At 65.1% G+C, this 18534-nt stretch carries 16 protein-coding genes; 6 read left to right on the top strand and 10 right to left on the bottom strand.

The features are described from left to right. Positions 1-75: 75 nt before the first annotated feature. From I6F16_RS03180 to I6F16_RS03205, 6 genes are all read right to left on the bottom strand, one after another. On the bottom strand, positions 76-555 hold the full coding sequence (locus tag I6F16_RS03180) for a MaoC family dehydratase (protein WP_225112211.1): 480 nt from the start codon (positions 553-555) through the stop codon (positions 76-78). Then, positions 556-2274, bottom strand: coding sequence for an AMP-binding protein (locus I6F16_RS03185; RefSeq protein ID WP_225112210.1), 1719 nt, complete (start codon positions 2272-2274; stop codon positions 556-558). Next, entirely contained in the window at positions 2274-3194 is a 921-nt protein-coding gene (mmsB, locus tag I6F16_RS03190) for a 3-hydroxyisobutyrate dehydrogenase (RefSeq protein ID WP_345960833.1), read from the bottom strand. The genes I6F16_RS03185 and mmsB overlap by 1 nt, the downstream gene beginning before the upstream one ends. Then, positions 3190-4254 (bottom strand): enoyl-CoA hydratase/isomerase family protein, encoded by a 1065-nt coding sequence (locus I6F16_RS03195; RefSeq protein ID WP_225112208.1) that lies wholly within the window; start codon positions 4252-4254, stop codon positions 3190-3192. The genes mmsB and I6F16_RS03195 overlap by 5 nt, the downstream gene beginning before the upstream one ends. Then, on the bottom strand, positions 4251-5396 hold the full coding sequence (locus tag I6F16_RS03200) for an isobutyryl-CoA dehydrogenase (RefSeq protein WP_225112207.1): 1146 nt from the start codon (positions 5394-5396) through the stop codon (positions 4251-4253). The genes I6F16_RS03195 and I6F16_RS03200 overlap by 4 nt, the downstream gene beginning before the upstream one ends. A gap of 121 nt (positions 5397-5517) precedes the next feature. Beyond that, on the bottom strand, positions 5518-7014 hold the full coding sequence (locus I6F16_RS03205) for a CoA-acylating methylmalonate-semialdehyde dehydrogenase (protein ID WP_036001072.1): 1497 nt from the start codon (positions 7012-7014) through the stop codon (positions 5518-5520). Between the two features lie 101 nt (positions 7015-7115). Here I6F16_RS03205 and I6F16_RS03210 point away from each other — a divergent pair, with 101 nt between their 5' ends. After that, positions 7116-8024: a LysR family transcriptional regulator gene (locus I6F16_RS03210; protein WP_225173442.1), complete on the top strand. Its 909-nt coding sequence runs from the start codon at positions 7116-7118 to the stop codon at positions 8022-8024. A 138-nt stretch (positions 8025-8162) separates the two neighbouring features. Here the strand turns inward: I6F16_RS03210 and I6F16_RS03215 are convergent, their stop codons facing one another. Next, positions 8163-8783, bottom strand: coding sequence for a TetR/AcrR family transcriptional regulator (locus I6F16_RS03215; protein ID WP_036001077.1), 621 nt, complete (start codon positions 8781-8783; stop codon positions 8163-8165). A 64-nt stretch (positions 8784-8847) separates the two neighbouring features. Beyond that, entirely contained in the window at positions 8848-9381 is a 534-nt protein-coding gene (locus tag I6F16_RS03220) for a PaaI family thioesterase (RefSeq protein WP_192893237.1), read from the bottom strand. Between the two features lie 155 nt (positions 9382-9536). Here I6F16_RS03220 and I6F16_RS03225 point away from each other — a divergent pair, with 155 nt between their 5' ends. The 4 genes from I6F16_RS03225 (at position 9537) to I6F16_RS03240 (ending at position 14033) form a co-directional block, all read left to right on the top strand. Further along, positions 9537-10307 carry an enoyl-CoA hydratase gene (locus I6F16_RS03225; protein WP_109144069.1) on the top strand — a complete coding sequence of 257 codons (771 nt, stop codon included), beginning with the start codon at positions 9537-9539 and terminating at the stop codon, positions 10305-10307. A gap of 270 nt (positions 10308-10577) precedes the next feature. Next, a complete protein-coding gene (locus I6F16_RS03230) occupies positions 10578-11768 on the top strand; it encodes an acetyl-CoA C-acyltransferase (RefSeq protein WP_225112205.1) in 1191 nt (396 codons plus the stop codon). A 110-nt stretch (positions 11769-11878) separates the two neighbouring features. Further along, a complete protein-coding gene (locus tag I6F16_RS03235; protein WP_109144071.1) occupies positions 11879-13168 on the top strand; it encodes an MFS transporter in 1290 nt (429 codons plus the stop codon). A gap of 121 nt (positions 13169-13289) precedes the next feature. Beyond that, complete coding sequence (locus I6F16_RS03240; protein WP_051056846.1) at positions 13290-14033, top strand: DUF72 domain-containing protein; 744 nt, start codon at positions 13290-13292, stop codon at positions 14031-14033. A gap of 22 nt (positions 14034-14055) precedes the next feature. On the opposite strand, the gene I6F16_RS03245 is transcribed toward I6F16_RS03240, so the two are convergent. Beyond that, entirely contained in the window at positions 14056-14223 is a 168-nt protein-coding gene (locus I6F16_RS03245; protein WP_081494475.1) for a DUF2934 domain-containing protein, read from the bottom strand. Positions 14224-14405: 182 nt separating this feature from the next. Here I6F16_RS03245 and I6F16_RS03250 point away from each other — a divergent pair, with 182 nt between their 5' ends. Beyond that, positions 14406-15875 (top strand): FAD-binding oxidoreductase, encoded by a 1470-nt coding sequence (locus tag I6F16_RS03250; protein WP_225112204.1) that lies wholly within the window; start codon positions 14406-14408, stop codon positions 15873-15875. 950 nt (positions 15876-16825) lie between these two features. On the opposite strand, the gene I6F16_RS03255 is transcribed toward I6F16_RS03250, so the two are convergent. Next, the gene (locus tag I6F16_RS03255) at positions 16826-18523 is read right to left on the bottom strand and encodes a GMC oxidoreductase (protein ID WP_036022488.1); all 1698 of its coding nucleotides are present in this window, start codon (positions 18521-18523) and stop codon (positions 16826-16828) included. Positions 18524-18534 lie beyond the last annotated feature (11 nt).

An 18534-nucleotide genomic window follows, 5' to 3' on the forward strand; every position in this document is an offset into this window, starting at 1 on the left:
GGCCATCCATCAAAATCGACAGGCTTTTGAGCAGCGATGGGTTGCCGGGTCAAGCCCGGCAAGGACGGCACGGGCCTACTCGAAATAGATCAGGCCGAGCCAGTCGGCAACGAGCGCCGGTTTATCCTCGCCCTCGATCTCGACCGTGACGTTGGTGCGGGACTGGAGCTCGCCTGGCTTGCGGAGCTTGGCTTCCGCCAGCACGAAACGGCCACGCACGCGCTTGCCTGAGCGCACCGGCGAGATGAAGCGCAGCCTGTCGAAGCCGTAATTCACGCCCATCGTGGTGCCCGCAATCACGGGCATCACCTCGTAGGACATGATCGACAGCAGCGACATCGTGAGAAAACCATGCGCAATGGTAGTGCCGAACGCGGTTTCCTTCTTCGCGCGTTCCGGATCGACGTGGATGAACTGGTGATCTTTGATCACGTCGGCATAGCTGTCGATGCGGGGCTGATCGATCAGGTGCCACGACGATACGCCGATCTCCTTGCCGATCATGGCCTGATAGGCCTCGAGCGTAACAGGCGGCTTCTTCCAGACTTCGTTCACTTAGGTCTCACTCCGTGTCTTCGCCAGCTCCGGAAAATCCTCCTCACGGAATTCCCGGCCGCGCAAGGGATCGCTGCGATCGTCGTCGCGTTCGAGCCGTCGTAGCTGGACGCGGCGGATCTTTCCAGAGATGGTCTTCGGCAGCTCGGTGACGATTTCGAGGCGGCGGATGCGCTTGAACGGGGCCAGGCGCGCGTGCAGGTGCTTGAAGATCGATAGCGCGGTTTCCGGCGAGCGTTCTGCACCCGCGGTCAGCAGCACGAACGCCTTGGGGATCGCGAGCCGGATTGGATCCGGGCTCGGCACCACCGCAGCTTCCGCGACCAGCTCGTGCTCGAGCAGGACGCTCTCCAGTTCGAACGGGCTGATGCGATAATCGGAGGATTTGAAGACGTCGTCAGAGCGGCCGACGAAGGTCAAGTAGCCATCCTCATCCGCGAAAACGACGTCGCCGCTGCGATAGAGCGCGCCTGCGGCGCCGGACAATTTGCCGTCGTCGCCCTGATAGCCCTGCATCAGGCCGGCGGGGCGGTCGGCGCCGAGCACCAGCGTCACCTCGCCCTCCTTTGCGGGATGGCCGTCGGCATCGCTGATCTGCACGCGATAGCCTGGCAGCGGACGGCCCATCGAGCCGATCTTGATGGGCTGGCCCGGCGAGTTGCCGGCGAGCGCCGTGGTCTCGGTCTGGCCGTAGCCGTCGCGAATGGTGAGGCCCCAGGCGGCCTGCACCTGATCGATCACTTCAGGATTGAGCGGCTCGCCGGCGCCGCAGACCTCGCGCAGCGCGACCTTGAACGAGGCGAGGTTCTCCTGGATGAACAGCCGCCACACCGTCGGCGGAGCGCACAGCGTGGTGACGCCGCAGCGGCCGATGGTGGCAAGCAGCGCCTTGGCATCGAAGCGCGGCTGGTTCACCACGAACACGGTCGCGCCTGCATTCCAGGGCGCGAAGAAGCAGCTCCAGGCGTGCTTGGCCCAGCCGGGCGATGAGATGTTGAGATGGACGTCGCCGGGCTTGAGGCCGATCCAGTACATCGTCGAGAGATGGCCGACAGGATAGCTGCGCTGGCTGTGCCGGACGAGCTTTGGTTTTGCTGTCGTGCCCGAGGTGAAATACAGCAGCATCGGGTCGTCGGCATTGGTCGGACCGTCGGGCGCAAAACTTTCGGAGGCCTTTGCCGCCTCGTCATAGGCGAGCCAGCCGTCGGATGCAGGGCCGACGACGATGCGGACGACGTTCTCCGCACCCAAGCTCGCGAATTTCGCAACCTGGTCTTGCGCCGCGATCACCGCCCTCGCCTTGCCGCGATCGAGCCGGTCGCGCAATTCATCGGCAGTCAGCAGCGTCGTGGCGGGAATGACGACCACGCCGAGCTTCATCGCCGCAAGCATCGTCTCCCACAGCGGAACCACATTGCCGAGCAGCAGCAGGAGAGGGTCGCCGCGCTTCAGACCCTGCGCGCGGAGGAAGTTCGCGACCTGGTTCGAGCGGCGCGACAGCGCCGCGAAGGAGAGCTTCGTCTGCTTGTCCTGGGCGGCATCGACGATCCAGAGCGCGGGCCGATCCTTGCTGTCCGCATTGGTCGCGAGCTCGGCGTCGAACCAGTCGAGCGCCCAGTTGAAAGGAACCGGATCAGGCCAGCGGAAGCCTTTGACCGCTGCCTCGTAATCCGTACGGTGTTGCAGAAGGAACGCGCGTGCTTCCTGGAATGTGGTCATCAAGCTTTCCCGGCTAAACTCCTAACGTGCTTGATAATTCCGGAAAAATCCACCCCGCCCTGGCCGGCTGCGTCGAAAGACTGATAGATCTCCTGCGCATGCTTGCCGAGCGGCGTGGCCGCGCCCGCGGCCTTGGCCGCCTCCTGCGCCAGGGTGAGGTCCTTCACCATCAGCGCCGAGGCAAAGCCCGGCTTGTAATCGTTGTTGGCCGGCGAGGTCGGCACCGGGCCCGGCACCGGGCAATAGGTCGTCAGCGACCAGCACTGGCCGGACGAGGTCGAGGCGACATCGAACAGCGCCTGATGCGAGAGCCCGAGCTTCTCACCGAGCGCAAAGGCCTCGCTGACCGCGATCATGGAAATGCCGAGGATCATGTTGTTGCAGATTTTTGCGGCCTGGCCGGCACCGGCGCCGCCGCAATGCACGATCTTCTTGCCCATGCTCTCGAGCACGGGCTTGGCCGCAGCAAATGCCTTCTCCTCGCCGCCGCACATGAAGGTGAGCGTTGCGCCCTTGGCACCGCCCGTGCCGCCGGAGACCGGCGCATCGACCGAGAGCACGCCGTGCTTGGCGGCGAGCGCATGCGCGGCCCGCGCGCTTTCGACGTCGATGGTGGAGCTGTCGATGATCAGCGCACCCTTGGTCATGACAGGCACGACCTCGTTCCAGACGCCGAGCACGTGCTTGCCCGCGGGCAGCATGGTGACCACGACGTCGGCGCCCTTCACCGCGGCGGGCGCGCTGTCGGCGATGGCGGCGCCATCGGCCTTGGCCTGATTGCGCGAGGCTTCGACGAGATCGAACGCCACCACCTTGTGACCGGCCTTGACGAGGTTGGCCGCCATCGGGCCGCCCATGTTGCCGAGACCGATGAATGCGATCGTGGCCATTGTCGTTTCCTCCGCTACAGCGTTGTTAATTGAACTTCAGCTCGTCCGCGCCGATCTCGGCGAGATAGGGCGCAAGCATCTCCGGCGTCACGTCCTCGATCCGCGGCGGCGACCAGGTCGGGTTGCGGTCCTTGTCGATCACGGCGGCGCGCACGCCCTCGCGGAAATCATCGCTCCGAAACACTTCCAGCGCGGCGCGGTATTCGCGCACCAGGCACTCTTCCAGGCTCGATCCGCGCGCAAGCCGCAGCAGCTTGAGCGTCACCACCATGCCGCGCGGCGATTTTTCGTTCAGCGTCTTCAGCGTCGCCAACGCGAACTCGGAACCGTCGCGCTTCAACGCAGCGACAATGTCCTCCATGCGGTCGAAGCCGAACAACGCATCGATGACCGGCTCCCTGGCGGCGACCGGCCCCGCAGTCTCGCCGGAGGCGAAGCCGTCGATGAGCTTGCTGACATCGGCTGCGGTCGCACCGGACCGCAGCTTGGTCAGCGCCTCGCGCAGCTCCGGCAATCTCACGGCCGGCACCACCCAATCGGCAAACTTCGCGTGGATCGCGTCCGGCCCGTTCATGGTCTGGCCGGTCAGCCCGAAATAGGTGCCGATCTCGCCCGGCGAATGCGACAGCAGATAGGTGCCGCCGACATCGGGGAAGAAGCCGAGGCCGACTTCGGGCATCGCGAGCTTGGTCCGATCGGTGACGATACGGTGGCTGGCATGGGCGGACAGACCGACACCGCCGCCCATCACGATGCCGTCCATGAAGGCGACATAGGGTTTTGGAAATTTCTTGATCCGGGCATTGAGGATGTACTCCTCGCGCCACAGGATCTTGCCGAGGTCGCCATTGACCTTGGAACTTTCCCAGAGCGTGCGGATGTCGCCACCGGCGCAGAGGCCGCGCTCGCCGGCGCCTTCCAGCAGGATCACGGCAACGGCAGGATCAGCCTCGAAGCGATCGAGCGCCTTGTCGATGTCGCGAAACATCTCAAGCGTCACGGCGTTGATCGCCTTGGGACGATTGAGCCTGATGATGCCGGCCGCGCCTTCGACGCGCGCGACCAGATCGCCCTCTTCCACTCCACTCATCGCGCGCCCTCGATCAGTTTGCGCGCCACGATGAGCCGCATGATTTCATTGGTGCCTTCGAGTATCTGGTGCACGCGTAAGTCGCGCACGATCTTCTCAATGCCGTATTCACTGAGGTAGCCGTAGCCGCCGTGAAGCTGCAACGCATGGTTGGCAACCTCGAACCCGACATCGGTGCCGAAGCGTTTAGCCATGGCGCAGAGCATGGTGGCGTCGGGGTCTTTGCGATCGAGCGCCGCGGCGGCGCGCCACAGGAAAGTGCGCGCAGCCTCCAGCTCGATGGCCATGTCGGCGAGACGGAATTGCAGCGCCTGGAATTCGTCGAGCCGCTTCCCGAACGCCTTGCGCTCCTTCATGTAGGCGCGCGCCTTGTCGAGTGCTGCTTGCGCGCCGCCGAGCGAGCACGCCGTAATGTTGAGACGGCCGCCGTCGAGGCCGGCCATCGCGATCTTGAAGCCTGTGCCCTCCTCGCTCAGGCGATTGGCCACAGGCACGCGGGCGTTCTCGAATATCACCGCGCGGGTCGGCTGCGCGTTCCAGCCCATCTTGCGTTCATTGGCGCCGAAGGAGACACCCGGCGCCTTGCCGTCGATCACGAGCGTCGAGATGCCGCCGGGACCGTCGCCACCGGTACGTACCATCGCGACCAGAATATCCGTTCCGCCAGCGCCGGAGATGAATTGCTTCTGGCCGTTTAGGACGTAGTGGTCGCCGTCGCGCACGGCGCGCGTGCGCAGCGCCGCGGCGTCCGAGCCGGCACCCGGCTCGGTCAGGCAGTAGCTTGCGATCAGCTCCATGGTGCAGAGCTTCGGCAGCCATTGGTGGCGCTGGGTGTCGCTGCCGAAGGCATCGATCATCCAGCTCGCCATGTTGTGGATGGAGATGAAGGCCGAGGTGGTCGGGCAGCCCGTCGCCAGCGCCTCGAAGATCAGCGCTGCGTCGAACCGCGTCATGGCGGAGCCGCCAACATCGTCGCGGATATAGATGCCGCCCATGCCGAGCTTGGCGGCTTCGCGCATCACCTCGACTGGAAAATACTTCTCCTCGTCCCAACGCAGCGCGTGCGGCGCGATCCTTTCCGCCGCAAACGCCAGCGCCATGTCGCAAAGGACGACCTGATCCTCGTTCAGAGCGAACTGCATGCTGGGCTGCTCACTATTCTCGTCATTGCGAGGAGCGAAGCGACGAAGCAATCCAGAGTAGTTCCGCAGTGACAGTCTGGATTGCTTCGCTGCGCTCGCAATGACAGGCTGGGCTACAGCCTTACTTCATCAGCGGAATCGAGAACTCCGCACCTTCCTTGACGCCCGACGGCCAGCGCGAGGTCACCGTCTTGGTCTTGGTGTAGAAGCGGATCGAGTCCGGGCCGTGCTGGTTGAGATCGCCGAAGCCCGACTTCTTCCAGCCGCCGAAGGTGTAATAAGCGATCGGCACCGGGATCGGCACGTTGATGCCGACCATGCCGACGTTGACTCTGGCCGCGAAGTCGCGCGCGGCATCGCCGTCGCGGGTGAAGATGGCAACGCCGTTGCCGTAATCGTGGTCGGACGGCAGCGCCAGCGCCTCCTTGTAGTCGTGCGCGCGCACCACCGAGAGCACCGGGCCAAAGATCTCTTCCTTGTAGATCCGCATGTCCTTGGTGACGTTGTCGAACAGCGAGCCGCCGAGATAGAAGCCGTTCTCGTAGCCCTGCATCTTGAAGCCGCGGCCGTCGACGGCGAGCGTCGCGCCTTCCTTGACGCCGATGTCGATGTAGCTCTTGACCTTCTCGACCGCCTCGCGGGTCACGAGCGGACCGTAGTCGGCCGACGGATCGATCGAGGTGCCGATCTTGAGCGACTCGACGCGCGGGATCAGCTTTTCCATCAGGCGGTCGGCGGTGGACTTGCCGACGGGGACCGCGACGGAAACGGCCATGCAGCGCTCGCCGGCCGAGCCGTAGCCGGCGCCGATCAGCGCGTCGACGGCCTGGTCCATGTCGGCGTCGGGCATGACGATGGCGTGGTTCTTGGCGCCGCCGAAGCACTGGCAGCGCTTGCCGGTCTGCGCGGCGCGCTCGTAGATGTACTGCGCGATCGGCGTCGAGCCGACGAAGCCGATGGCCTTGATGTCGGGATCGTCGAGGATGGCGTCGACCGCCTCCTTGTCGCCGTTGACGACGTTGAGGATGCCGGCCGGCAGGCCCGCTTCCATCATGAGTTCGGCGAGCAGCATCGGCACGCCGGGGTCGCGCTCCGACGGCTTGAGGATGAAGGCGTTGCCGCAGGCGATCGCCGGCGCAAACTTCCACATCGGGATCATCGCCGGGAAATTGAACGGCGTGATGCCTGCGACGACGCCGAGCGGTTGGCGCATTGAATAGATGTCGATGCCGGGGCCAGCGCCTTCGGTGTATTCGCCCTTCATCAGATGCGGAATGCCGCAAGCGAATTCCGCGACTTCTAGGCCGCGCTGGATGTCGCCCTTGGCGTCGGGGACGGTCTTGCCGTGCTCGCGCGCGAGCAGCTCGGCGAGCTTGTCGTAATCGCGCTGGACCAGCTCCACAAATTTCATCATGACGCGGGCGCGGCGCTGCGGATTCGTCGCGGCCCATTCGGGCTGTGCCGCGCGCGCGTTCTCGACAGCGGCGCGGACTTCGGCCTTGGACGCCAGCGCCACCTTGGCCTGGACGTCACCGGTCATCGGCTCGAAGACGTCGGCAGTGCGGCCCGAGGTGCCCTTGACCTCCTTGCCACCGATGAAATGTCCGATTGAACGCATGGAATGGTCTCCTTCAGGCGAGCGTGGTCGCTTTGACAAATCCTATTGACCTGCATTTTATAGGATTCAAGTCTGAGATAATGCACCATAGATGTGCGAAAATGCTGGATCAAGGCACTATCGATTGGGACGACTTTCGCTTCGTGCTGGCCATCGTGCGGGGCGGCTCGGTGTCGGCTGCGGCAAAACAGCTGGGGGTCGACCATGCCACCGTGATCCGCCGCGTCGACCGGCTGGAGAAGCACCTCTCGGCCAAGCTGTTCGACCGGCGCAAGACCGGCTACCTCCTCACCGAGGCCGGCCAGCGCGTCGCCGACAGCGCCGAAGCCATGGAATCGACCATTGTTGCCAATCAGGAGCAGGTCGGCGGCTCCGTGGCGCGGCTGACCGGGACGGTGCGGATCGGCGCGCCTGATGGGTTCGGCACCGCCTTCCTGGCGCCGCGGCTGACGCCGTTCGCGGACCGCTATCCCGATCTCGACTTGCAACTTGTAGCAACCGCGCGGCTGTTCAGCCTCTCCAAGCGCGAGGCCGACATCGCCATCAGCCTGACCATGCCGAAGGAAGGTCGCATCGTCGGGCGCAAGCTGCTCGACTACCGCCTCGGGCTCTACGCAGCCCCCGCCTATCTCGACCGCTTCCCGAAAATCGCCTCGCGGCAGGATCTGACGCAGCACCGCTTCGTCGGCTACATCGAGGAACTCTTGTTCACGCCTGAGCTCGACTATCTGCCGCAGGTGTCGCCGCGGATCTCGGCGCGCTTCCGCAGCGCCAATCTGATCGCGCAGCTCAACGCCACCCTCTCCGGCTTCGGCATCGCGGTGCTGCCGCATTTCATGGCGAGCGACTATCCGCAGCTTGTCGCCGTGCTGCCCGAAGAGATCTCGATCACGCGGACGGTCTGGATGCTGATGCACGCCGACAGTAAGGACCTAGCGCGGATCAGGGCCGTGGCGGATTACATCTCGGAGATTGTCGAGCGCGAGCGGGCGTTGTTTGCTGGGCGGTGAACGGCGGTCTCGTAGGGTGGGTTAGCCGAAGGCGTAACCCACCTCTTCCGTCTCCGCGGACGAACACAGTGGTGGGTTACGCCAAGCGAATGCGCTTCGCGCAATCGCATGGCTAACCCACCCTACACGGCATTTCGCCTAGTTCTGTTTCGCCTTCTTCGCGGCCGCCACCTTCGACTCACGCTTCGCTCCCTCGAGCGCGTGGTCCCGGCCGGCCTTCAGCATCTCGTCGGACAATTCGCTCGAGCCGGCGATGCGCGCCAGCAGCATGGTTCCGGCCATCGTCGCGAGCGTCGCGATCGCCTGCTTGCGTGCCGCCTTGCGGGGCATGTTCGGGATGGTGTCGGTCAGGGCCTCGATCATCTCATCCAGCTTGCCGGCAAAGGCCTTGCGTGTCTTCGGACTCTCGCGGGCGATCTCGGCTCCCAGCGCGGGAATCGAGCAGCCGTGACCGGGATTGTCGCGATGCAGCGTGGACAAATAGCTTTCCGCGATCAGCGCCAGCCGCTTTTCCGGAGCGACCTCGCCGGTGAGCTTGCGCCAGTGTTCCATCGAACGGTCCATCGCGTAGGCAAAAGCCTCGATCACCAGCGCCTCGCGGGAATCGAAATGCGCGTAAAAGCCGCCGTGGGTCAGGCCCGCCTCCTTCATGAGGTCGGCGACGCCGATACCGTGGGCGCCCTTCTCCCGCAGCCGCACCGAGGCCTTCTTCACGATGCGATCGTGGGTTTCCTGCTTGTGTTCCCGGGAATAGCGCATGCGGATCTCATTGAATGTCGGAGATCATCTCATAACACGCAAATGCCGCGATGGGTGCATTAATTCATGTCAAGTTGCTTCCGATCATGGAGAACGTTGCAGTTGCGTGCACCGCGAGGGCCCCCTTCCCGTCGCGAACGAAACCCTCGGTATAGCTGGTCTGCCGCCCCAGCTTGATGATCTTGCCCTCGGCCGAGATCAGCCCCGAGCGAACCGACAGGGGGCGGAGAAACGTCAGCTTCAGATCGAGGGTCACCGAGCTTTGTCCGGCCTCGAGCCGGGTCGAGATGGCACATCCCATCGCGGTATCGAGCAGCGCCGCGGCGGTCGCGCCGTGGAGAAGACCGATGGTGTTTTCGAGATCCTCGCGCGGCTGCAGTTCCATGACGATACGGCCCGGCTCGACCACTGCCATGGTGAAACCTATCAGCTTGGCGAAGGGCGGCGGCGGCAGGCGGCCGTCACGGATGCCCAGCATGGCATCCATGCCCGACAGGCCCATCGCCGCCCGCGCCACCGGCGCAGGCACCTGCCAGTCCACTACGCGTTCCCGCCTCTGCGCGGGCGAAAACAGGTCGGGTTGATCGTCACCGGTCATGGCAGCCTCTTTAGATGATATTCGTCATACTATGCCACGGACTTCACGCTGGCAACCCGCCCTGCCCGCCGCTTGACAAGACGTACGTTTCGGCCCGGAAGTGATCCCGACCGGCGCGCCCCGCGCATGTCCACGAAACCTTTCGAGATCCCACGATGGAAATGCTCAACAATCATTGCGGCGTGACGCGCGATGCGCGCGGCGTCGTTCATGTCGCGATCTGCAACGCCGGCCCGCTCAACATCCTCGGCTCGCCCGTGACCGACGCCGTGCGCGAAGGCCTGCAGCAGCTCGCATCCGACCGCAGCATCCGCGTCGTGGTGCTGCGCGGACAGAGCGAGAAGAGCCTGATCGGCGGAGCCGACATCAAGGAGATGGCCGGGCTCGACCAGACATCCGCCGAGGCCTTCATCAGCCGCCTGCGCGATCTCTGCGAGGCGGTGCGCGCCTTCCCTGCCCCGATCATCGCACGCATGCCGGGCTGGTGCCTCGGCGGCGGGCTCGAAGTGGCGGCGGCCTGCGACTTCCGCGTCGCCGCGCATGATGCCCATTTCGGCATGCCCGAGGTGCGTGTCGGCATCCCCTCGGTGATCCATGCCGCGCTGTTGCCGCGCCTGATCGGTTGGGCCCGCGCGCGCTGGCTGGTGATGACGGCGGAGAACATCGATGCAGCCACGGCGCTGGCATGGGGCCTGGTCGACAAGGTCGCTGCGCCCGGCGAGCTCGATGCCGAGGTCGAGCATCTAGTGAAGGCCTTGCTCGAATGCGGCCCCGAGGCGCTGCGCTCGCAAAAGGCGCTGCTGCGGCAATGGGAGGAACTGCCGCTGACCGAGTCGGTGAATTTGAGCGTGAAAGTGTTCGGCGAGTCATTCCTGACGGACGAGCCGACGCGGCTGATGGGCGCGTTTGTGAACCGGAAGCGGTAGGATGCAGGTTGCCGTGCCCCGGACGCAGCGCAGCGCCCGCTTGGCGGTGCGCTGCTGAGCCGGGGCCCATGCACCGATGAGGTCGGCGCGATCTGGGTCCCGGCTCTGCGTCGCAACGTTGCACGTCGCGCCGCGTCCGGGACACGGACGAGGGAGTGACCAAATCTCATCCGACCCACGACATTTTCTCATCCCAACCGCGGTTGCATTTTTTGCGCCGCATCATATGATGTTCATCATCTTACACGTCATCGCCAGGGAGTTCTCGTCATGGCCGAAGCCGCCGATCCCGTCGTCATCGTCTCCGCCGCACGCACCCCGCTCGGCCGCTTCATGGGCGAGTTGTCGCCGCTCCCGGCCCACAAGCTCGGCTCACACGTAATCGGTGCGGTGCTCGAACGCGCCGAGCTCGCTCCGGAGAAGGTCGACGAGGTCTTCATGGGCTGCGTGCTGCCGGCAGGCCAAGGCCAGGCGCCGGCGCGCCAGGCCGCACGCAGCGCCGGTCTGCCTGATGCGACCGGTGCCACCACCGTCAACAAGGTCTGCGGTTCCGGCATGAAGGCGACCATGCTGGCGCACGACATCATCCGCGCCGGCTCGGCCGACATCGTCGTCTCCGGCGGCATGGAGAGCATGAGCAACGCGCCCTACCTGCTCGCCAAGGCGCGCGGCGGCTATCGCGTCGGTCATGACCGCATCATCGACCACATGATAATGGACGGCCTGGAGGACGCCTACGAGACCGGCCGTTCCATGGGCGATTTCGGCGAAGCCACGGCGGAAGCCTATCAATTCACCCGCAAGGATCAGGACGCCTATGCGATGGAGACGCTGAGCCGCGCCCGCAAGGCCGTCGAGGGCGGCGCGTTCAAGGCCGAGATTGCGCCGATCACGCTGACCGAAAAGGCCGGACCGCGCGTGATCGCCAATGACGAGCATCCGCTCAAGGTCGACCCCGCCAAGATCCCCGGATTGAAGCCGGCGTTCCGCGCCAACGGCACCATCACGCCGGCCGCCTCCTCCGCCAATGCCGACGGCGCCGCCGCGCTGGTGCTGACGAAGCGCGCGCTTGCCGACCGGGGCGGCCTGCCTGTTCTCGCCGAGATCAAGGGCCACGCCACCCATAGCCAGGAGCCGCAATGGTTCACCACGGCGCCGATCCCGGCGATCCGCAAGCTGCTGGACAAGGTCGGCTGGAGCGCGGGCGACGTCGACCTGTTCGAGATCAACGAGGCCTTTGCCGTGGTGGCGATGGCGGCGCAGCGCGACCTCGGCATTCCCCGCGACAAGCTGAACGTCAATGGCGGCGCCTGCGCGCTGGGCCACCCGATCGGCGCCACCGGCGCGCGGCTGATCGTGACGCTGCTGCATGCGCTGGAGGCCAACAACCTCAAGCGCGGCATCGCCGCACTCTGCATCGGCGGCGGTGAAGCCACGGCCATCGCGGTGGAACGCCGCTGACGCGGACGTCCGGAAACGAGGGAACTCTGTCATTTGCGACAGATACATCCCGTGTCATTCTCTAGACTGACGCAGGTCTGTCTCGGCCTGCCCATCAATGTTGAGGCCCAATGATCTCGAACTGGCTCGCGGCAGCACTGTCCCGCCGTAACATTCATTACGGTTGGGTGATGGTCGGCGTGACTTTCCTCACCGCGCTGATCAGCGCCGGCACGGTCGGCGCGCCCGGCGTGTTCATCGTTCCCCTGCAGAAGGAGTTCGGCTGGAGCACGGCGGAGATCTCGTCCGCGCTGTCGATCCGCTTCATCCTGTTCGGACTGATGGCGCCGTTCGCGGCCGCCCTGCTCAACCGCTATGGCCTGCGCAACGTCACGCTGGCCGCCCAGCTGATCGTGGTCTCGGCGCTCGTGCTCTCGCTCGGCATGACGGAGGTCTGGCAGCTCATTGCCCTCTGGGGCGTGGTGATCGGGATCGGGACCGGCATGACGGCCTTGGTGCTCGGCGCGACCATCGCCACGCGCTGGTTCGCGGCACGACGCGGCCTCGTCATCGGCATCATGACGGCGAGCGTTGCCACCGGCCAGCTCGTGTTCCTGCCGCTGCTGGCAAGCCTCACCGAGCGCTATGGCTGGCGCCTCGCGCTCGGCCTCGTCTGCATCATGCTCGGTGTTTCCGCGCTGGCCGTGCTGCTCGCGATGCGTGACCGCCCCAGCGACGTCGGCCTGCGGCCGTTCGGCGACGAAGGCACCGCACCCTTGCCCGCGCCGCCCGTCAGCCACGGCTCGATCACGGGCGTTGCACTCGGCACGCTGCGCGACGCCTCGACGTCGATGACGTTCTGGATCCTGTTCGCGACCTTCTTCATCTGCGGCGCCTCCACCAACGGGTTGGTGCAGGTGCACCTGATCCCGATGTGCCTCGATTTCGGCATCCCGCAGGTGCAGGCGGCGAGCCTGCTGGCGGCGATGGGCATCTTCGACTTCTTCGGCACGATCATGTCGGGCTGGCTGTCCGACCGCTACGACAATCGCTGGCTCCTGTTCTGGTACTACGGCCTGCGCGGGCTCTCGCTGATCTTCCTGCCGTTCAGCGATTTCTCCTTCTACGGCCTCTCGGTCTTCGCGATGTTCTATGGTCTCGACTGGATCGCGACGGTGCCGCCGACGGTGCGGCTCACCGCGCAAAAGTTCGGGCCCGAGCGCGCCAATCTGGTGTTCGGCTGGATATTCGCCGGCCATCAGCTCGGCGCCGGCGCCGCGGCGTTCGGCGCGGGGTTCTCGCGCACAGTCTACCAGAGCTACCTGCCCGCCTTCTTCATCGCCGGCGCGCTCTGCGTGTTCGCGGCCCTGATCGTGCTGGCGCTGTCGCGGCAGCCGAAGCCGCAAGTGGCGATGGCGTGAGAAGGAGCCACGTCTTCTGCCTTCCGGTTTGACAGAAGAAACAGAGCCCCGCAGTGTCGTGAAGGCGGGCCAAATCGTTCCGACATGACCACGCCGCAAAGATGCCTCCTATGCTGTGGCGATGACAGACAGGCCTGGACGGACGCGCAAGCATGCCCTTCGGATTGGCACGGCGGGATGGAACGTGCCGTCCCAGCATGCGGATGCGTTCAAGGCCGAGGGCTCCCACCTTGAGCGCTACGCCTCAGTGCTGAACTGCACCGAGATCAACACGTCGTTCTATCGTCCGCATCGGCGCACGACATATGAGCGATGGAGCGCTGCGGTGCCGGCCGGCTTCCGTTTTGCGGTCAAGGTCCCGCAATCGATCAGCCATGCGCCGGAGCTGAGGTTCGATCGCGCGGACGTCGATCGGTTCTGCGAGGAGATTTCCGGCCTTGGGCAAAAGCTCGGCGTGCTGCTGCTGCAATTGCCTTCGTCGACAATCTTCGCAAGGCGCGGCGCCGGGAAGCTCGTAATAGCGCTGCAGAAAGGGGGGCAGGTGCCGGTGGTTTGCGAGCCACGGCACGCGAGCTGGTTCACCAGGCCGGCCGACGACTGGCTGGCGCAACGAGGCGTCGCGCGGGTGGCCGCGGATCCACCGCGTGCCGCCAATGGCGCTGCGCCCGGCGGCTGGACCGGGCTGGCCTATTTTCGGCTTCACGGTTCACCGAGGGTCTATTATTCCAGCTATGACGCGGCTGCCTTGGCGGCGCTCAAGGTGCGGCTGGCCGGATGCGCGGCGGCCTCGGTCTGGTGCATTTTCGACAACACCGCTTCGGGCGCAGCCATGGCCAATGCCCGCCAACTGGTTGAAGCCCGATAGCGCCAGACCGTTCGCTCGCGGATTACTCCGTGAAAGTCTTTGAGGATTCTTCGGCATTTGCGCCGGCGTCGTTTGATAATTCGCGCTCGGCTTCTCGCCAGAACTCGTCCTGGCGGCCCTCCGGCTTGCCTGCGAGTTCCCAAAGCTGGTGGGCTCTCACCCGGATGAGCTCCTCGTCAACCTTCGCCATGCGGCTCTCCTGTTGTGCCGAGAAGCAAACGTCGTGCTGCTGCGGACCGTTCCAAGCGGTCAGGCCGACCCAAACTCCCCACACGCGTGGCGCATTGCCGTTAGACTCGGCAGCCTAAACGTGGACAATGGCTGCGGCGCTTCGCGCGCTCAGTACACACAAAGATGTGCCAGAGGAAACAAATGCCGCTCCCGACGTCCCTGCCCACCATCCCGACCGCTCCCGTGACCGAACCATTGCGCGATGCGTTGCGCGCGATCGTCGGCGACAAAGGCCTGATCGAGGACGAGCATGGCAAGCAGCCGTTTGTGACGGATTGGCGGGGATTGCTGGTCGGCAACGCCGGCGCCGTCGTTCGCCCTGGCAGCACCGAGGAGGTCTCGAAAGTGGTCCGGCTCTGCCACGAGCACGGCGTCGCGATCGTGCCGCAGGGCGGCAACACCGGCCTGATGGGCGGGGCGACGCCCTGGCCTGCGCACACCGGCATCGTGCTGTCGCTCGGCCGGATGAACCGCGTGCTGGATGTCGATCCCGTCGGCTATTCGATGACGGTCGAGGCCGGCTGCGTGTTACAGACGCTTCAGGAGACCGCAAGCGAGCACGACCGCTTCCTGCCGCTGAGCCTCGGTGCCCAGGGCTCCTGCATGATCGGCGGCAATCTCTCCACCAACGCCGGCGGCGTGCAGGTGCTGCGCTACGGCAATGCCCGCAATCTCGTGCTGGGGCTCGAGGTCGTCTTGCCGAGCGGCGAGGTCTGGGACGGATTGCGCGCGCTGAAGAAGGACAATACCGGCTACGACCTCAAGCATTTGTTCATGGGCGCCGAGGGGACGCTGGGCATCATCACCAAGGCCGTGCTCAAGCTGTGGCCGGCACCGAAGGACGTCTGCACGGCGTGGCTGGCGATCCGCGATCCCCGCGCGGCGCTGGAAATCCTGTCGGAGGCGCACGCGGCGTCCGAGGACAATGTCGGCTCCTGCGAGCTGCTCAGCCGGGCGGCCATCGACCTTTCCCTGCGCCACATTCCCGGGACGCAGGATCCGCTGAAGGCGGATACGCCCTGGTACCTGCTGCTGGAATGGTCGTCGGCGCGCCCGCGGCAGGACGGAACCGAGGGCATGTCCGGCAAGATGGAGCAGTTTCTCGCCGATCAGCTCGAAGCCGGCCGCGTGCTGGATGCGACGATCGCGCACACATTCGGTCAATCGCGCAACATGTGGCGCATCCGCGAAGCCATGGCGGAGGCCTCCCGCGCCGAGGGACCGGGGATCAGTTTCGACGTGTCGGTGGCGATCTCAGGGATCCCGGAGTTCATCGACAAGGGCCTCAAGGCCGTGCTCGACATTCTCCCGACCATTCGGCCCTATCCGCTCGGCCATATCGGCGACGGCAATCTGCACTTTTCGTTCATGGGGCCGAAGGGCATGGACCAGCAGACGCTGAACCAATACGCGGCCGCCATCACGCGCGCCGTGAACGATCTCGTCACCTCCATGGGCGGCTCGATCTCGGCGGAGCACGGCATCGGCATCGACAAGCTCGACGAGCTCAGCCACTACCGCTCGAAGACCGAGCTCGACATCATGCGCACCATCAAACGCGCGCTAGATCCGCACAACATCATGAATCCCGGCAAGGTGCTCCGGCTGTGATCGGCTCGGCGTTCGGCGTTGGCGGGTCGCAAAGATGTTGCGACCCGTCCGCCTTTTTGGAGTGCTATCCGCTGGCCTCAAGCCACCGAGCCGCCGCGCGGGTTGACAATCGTATACCCTCGCAGCGAACGCGCGTGGATTCGCGTCGCGCGCCCACCCGAGTTGGCGTCATAGGCCATCCAGACGTCGCCTCCGAGGTGCTGCTCAAGGACGAAAACGTGTCCTCGTCGCGCAGCAACCATTCCCGGCGCGGGTGATGTCCGCGGAAAGCGGAGCCAATTGGACGCAAGATTTAATTCCGGCACGATACGGCCGAACACGCGCAGAGCCGCGCCGCAGCCGCAGAACGACGAAGGGCAACCGGCCGGACGGCCACCGACAATGCGAGTACCGTGGGCACCGGAGACGGCCGCCGGCGTGGTCGTGCTCCCAGCATCAGTCACCGTCAGTTGTGTCGAGCGGTACGCTTGCAGTGTGGACCTGGAAATCAGCGAAGATCTGGAAGCCAGTGAGGGCCTGGCAGCCCGCTCGCGTCGCGCCTGCGAGTAGGAGAAGTCGCAGGGCATGGTGACGTTGCATTCAGGAGCTTGATGAATGCGATAAGGGCGCGCTTCCGAAGCGACAGAACCCAGGATAACGAGGACGCACGCAGAAAATACTCGCTTGAACATTGCAGGACTCCAAATGAGAGACCCTGCCCCGGGCAAAGAGACCAATAACAGTTTGGCTGAAATGGGCCTAAAGCGCGGCTGAAACGGGCTGCGATCGTGCGCCACGACTGCAAGATCTCATAGCCTACACGTAGCGCCTGAGATGATTAACTCGCAGCGCTCGAATGCTCGATCAGCGCGTCAAGCTGGCGGCATGCAACCAAGTCGGACCGCGCGAGGCAAGTATCCATCAGCGCTCCTCCTCACCGCACTGCCCGGATCGCCAAAACTCGCTGCCGCTCATTGCATCATTGCGGCCGCGATCTTCTCCGCCGACATCAACACCGGAAAGTTGGTGTTGGCGCATGGCACCACCGGGAAGATCGAGGCATCGACGACGCGCAGCCCCTGCACGCCCTTGACGCGGCCCTGATTGTCGACCACCGCCATCGGATCCTCAGTGCGGCCCATGCGGCACGAGCACGAGGCGTGCCAGACGCCGATCGTCGCCTTGCGCACGAAGGCTTCCAGCGCCTCGTCGTCGTTCATCACCTGATCGAAGGTGAAGCCTTCGACGACGAAATTGTCGATCATGTAGTGACGCAGCGCCGCCGGCCCGTCCATCAGGGTCGCGGCGATCGTGGTGAGAATCTTGTTCCTGGTGTTGACCACGCCGATCTTGCGGACGCGATCGGTATAGGCGGCCGGAAACGGCTTGTCCGTCACCTTCCTGACCACCTCGCTCATCTGGATCGCCGCCATCTTGCGGAAACCGCTCATCAGGCGATCGAGATCGCGGCGGTCGGACAGCAGGTTGAACTCGACGATCGGCTCTGCCGAGGGATCGCGCGAGGCGAGCCTGACCTGTCCGGTCTCGGAATAGGTCTTGTTGACGAAGGTCAGGAGCGACCCGATCTGCGCGCCGACGGCGTGCCAGGCCGATTTGCTGATGACGACGACGAACATGTCGCCCTTGGGCACATCAGGCAGCCCGGAGGAGTACCGCAGGCCGAGCTGCATGTGACGCCTGGTGTGCTCGTTCATGCGCGCGCCGCGGCGAACAAACGACGACAGCGAGATCGAGGGATGGTCCATCAGGCGCTGGCCGACGCCCGGCAAGGCCGCCAGCACGGGAATGCCCAGATCCTTGAGGTGACCGACGGGACCGATGCCGGCGCGGAGCAGATGCGCCGGCGAATGGATGGCGCCGCTGGAGAGGATGATCTCGCGCCCGCGGAATTCCTGCTCGCGTCCGTCGACCATCGCCTTCACGCCGACGCAGCGCGTGCCTTCGAACAGCAGCTCTCGCACCTGCGTGTTGGTCGAAATCGCAAGGTTCGCACGCGCGCGGGTGTCGCGATCGAGATACCCCATCGCGGCCGAGACGCGCTGCTCGGCCTGATTGGAATGCGTCACCGGGAAAAAGCCGTCGACGAATTCGCCGTTCTGGTCGGCCACGAATTGATGGCCGGCCTGCTGGAAGGCCTGCGCGAACGCCTCCGAATGCCGCGTCCAGTGCTCGCGCGGGATGCGGCGGACAGGGATCCTTCCGTCCGTGCCGTGATACGGTCCGTCGAAATCGAGGTCGCGCTCCACCTTCTTGAAGAACGGCAGCACGTCAGCCCACGACCACCCCTCGGCGCCGCGCGCCTCCCATTCATCGTAGTCGGTCGGCGCGCCGCGGTTGGCCATCTGCCCGTTGATCGACGAGCCCCCGCCCAGCACGCGCGCCTGCTCGTATTTGCGCAAAGGAGGCCGCGACTCCTCGGGATTGTTGTGGCTGACGACCTGGGTCGTCACCTTGAGCTCGGTCCAGTGAAAGCGCGGATCGAAATAGGCGGTGCCGGGATAGCTGTCCCTGATTTCGGCTGGCTCGTTGCCGGGTGGCGTGTCCTGACCGGCTTCGCAGAGCAGGACCTTGTTGGCGCTCCTGGCGGAGAGCCGGTGGGCCAGCACGGACCCCGCCGAGCCGCCGCCCACGATGATGAAGTCGTACACGATTGGCGCTT

It is taken from the genome of Bradyrhizobium sp. IC4060, from assembly GCF_020193715.1.
Lineage (GTDB): Bacteria > Pseudomonadota > Alphaproteobacteria > Rhizobiales > Xanthobacteraceae > Bradyrhizobium > Bradyrhizobium yuanmingense.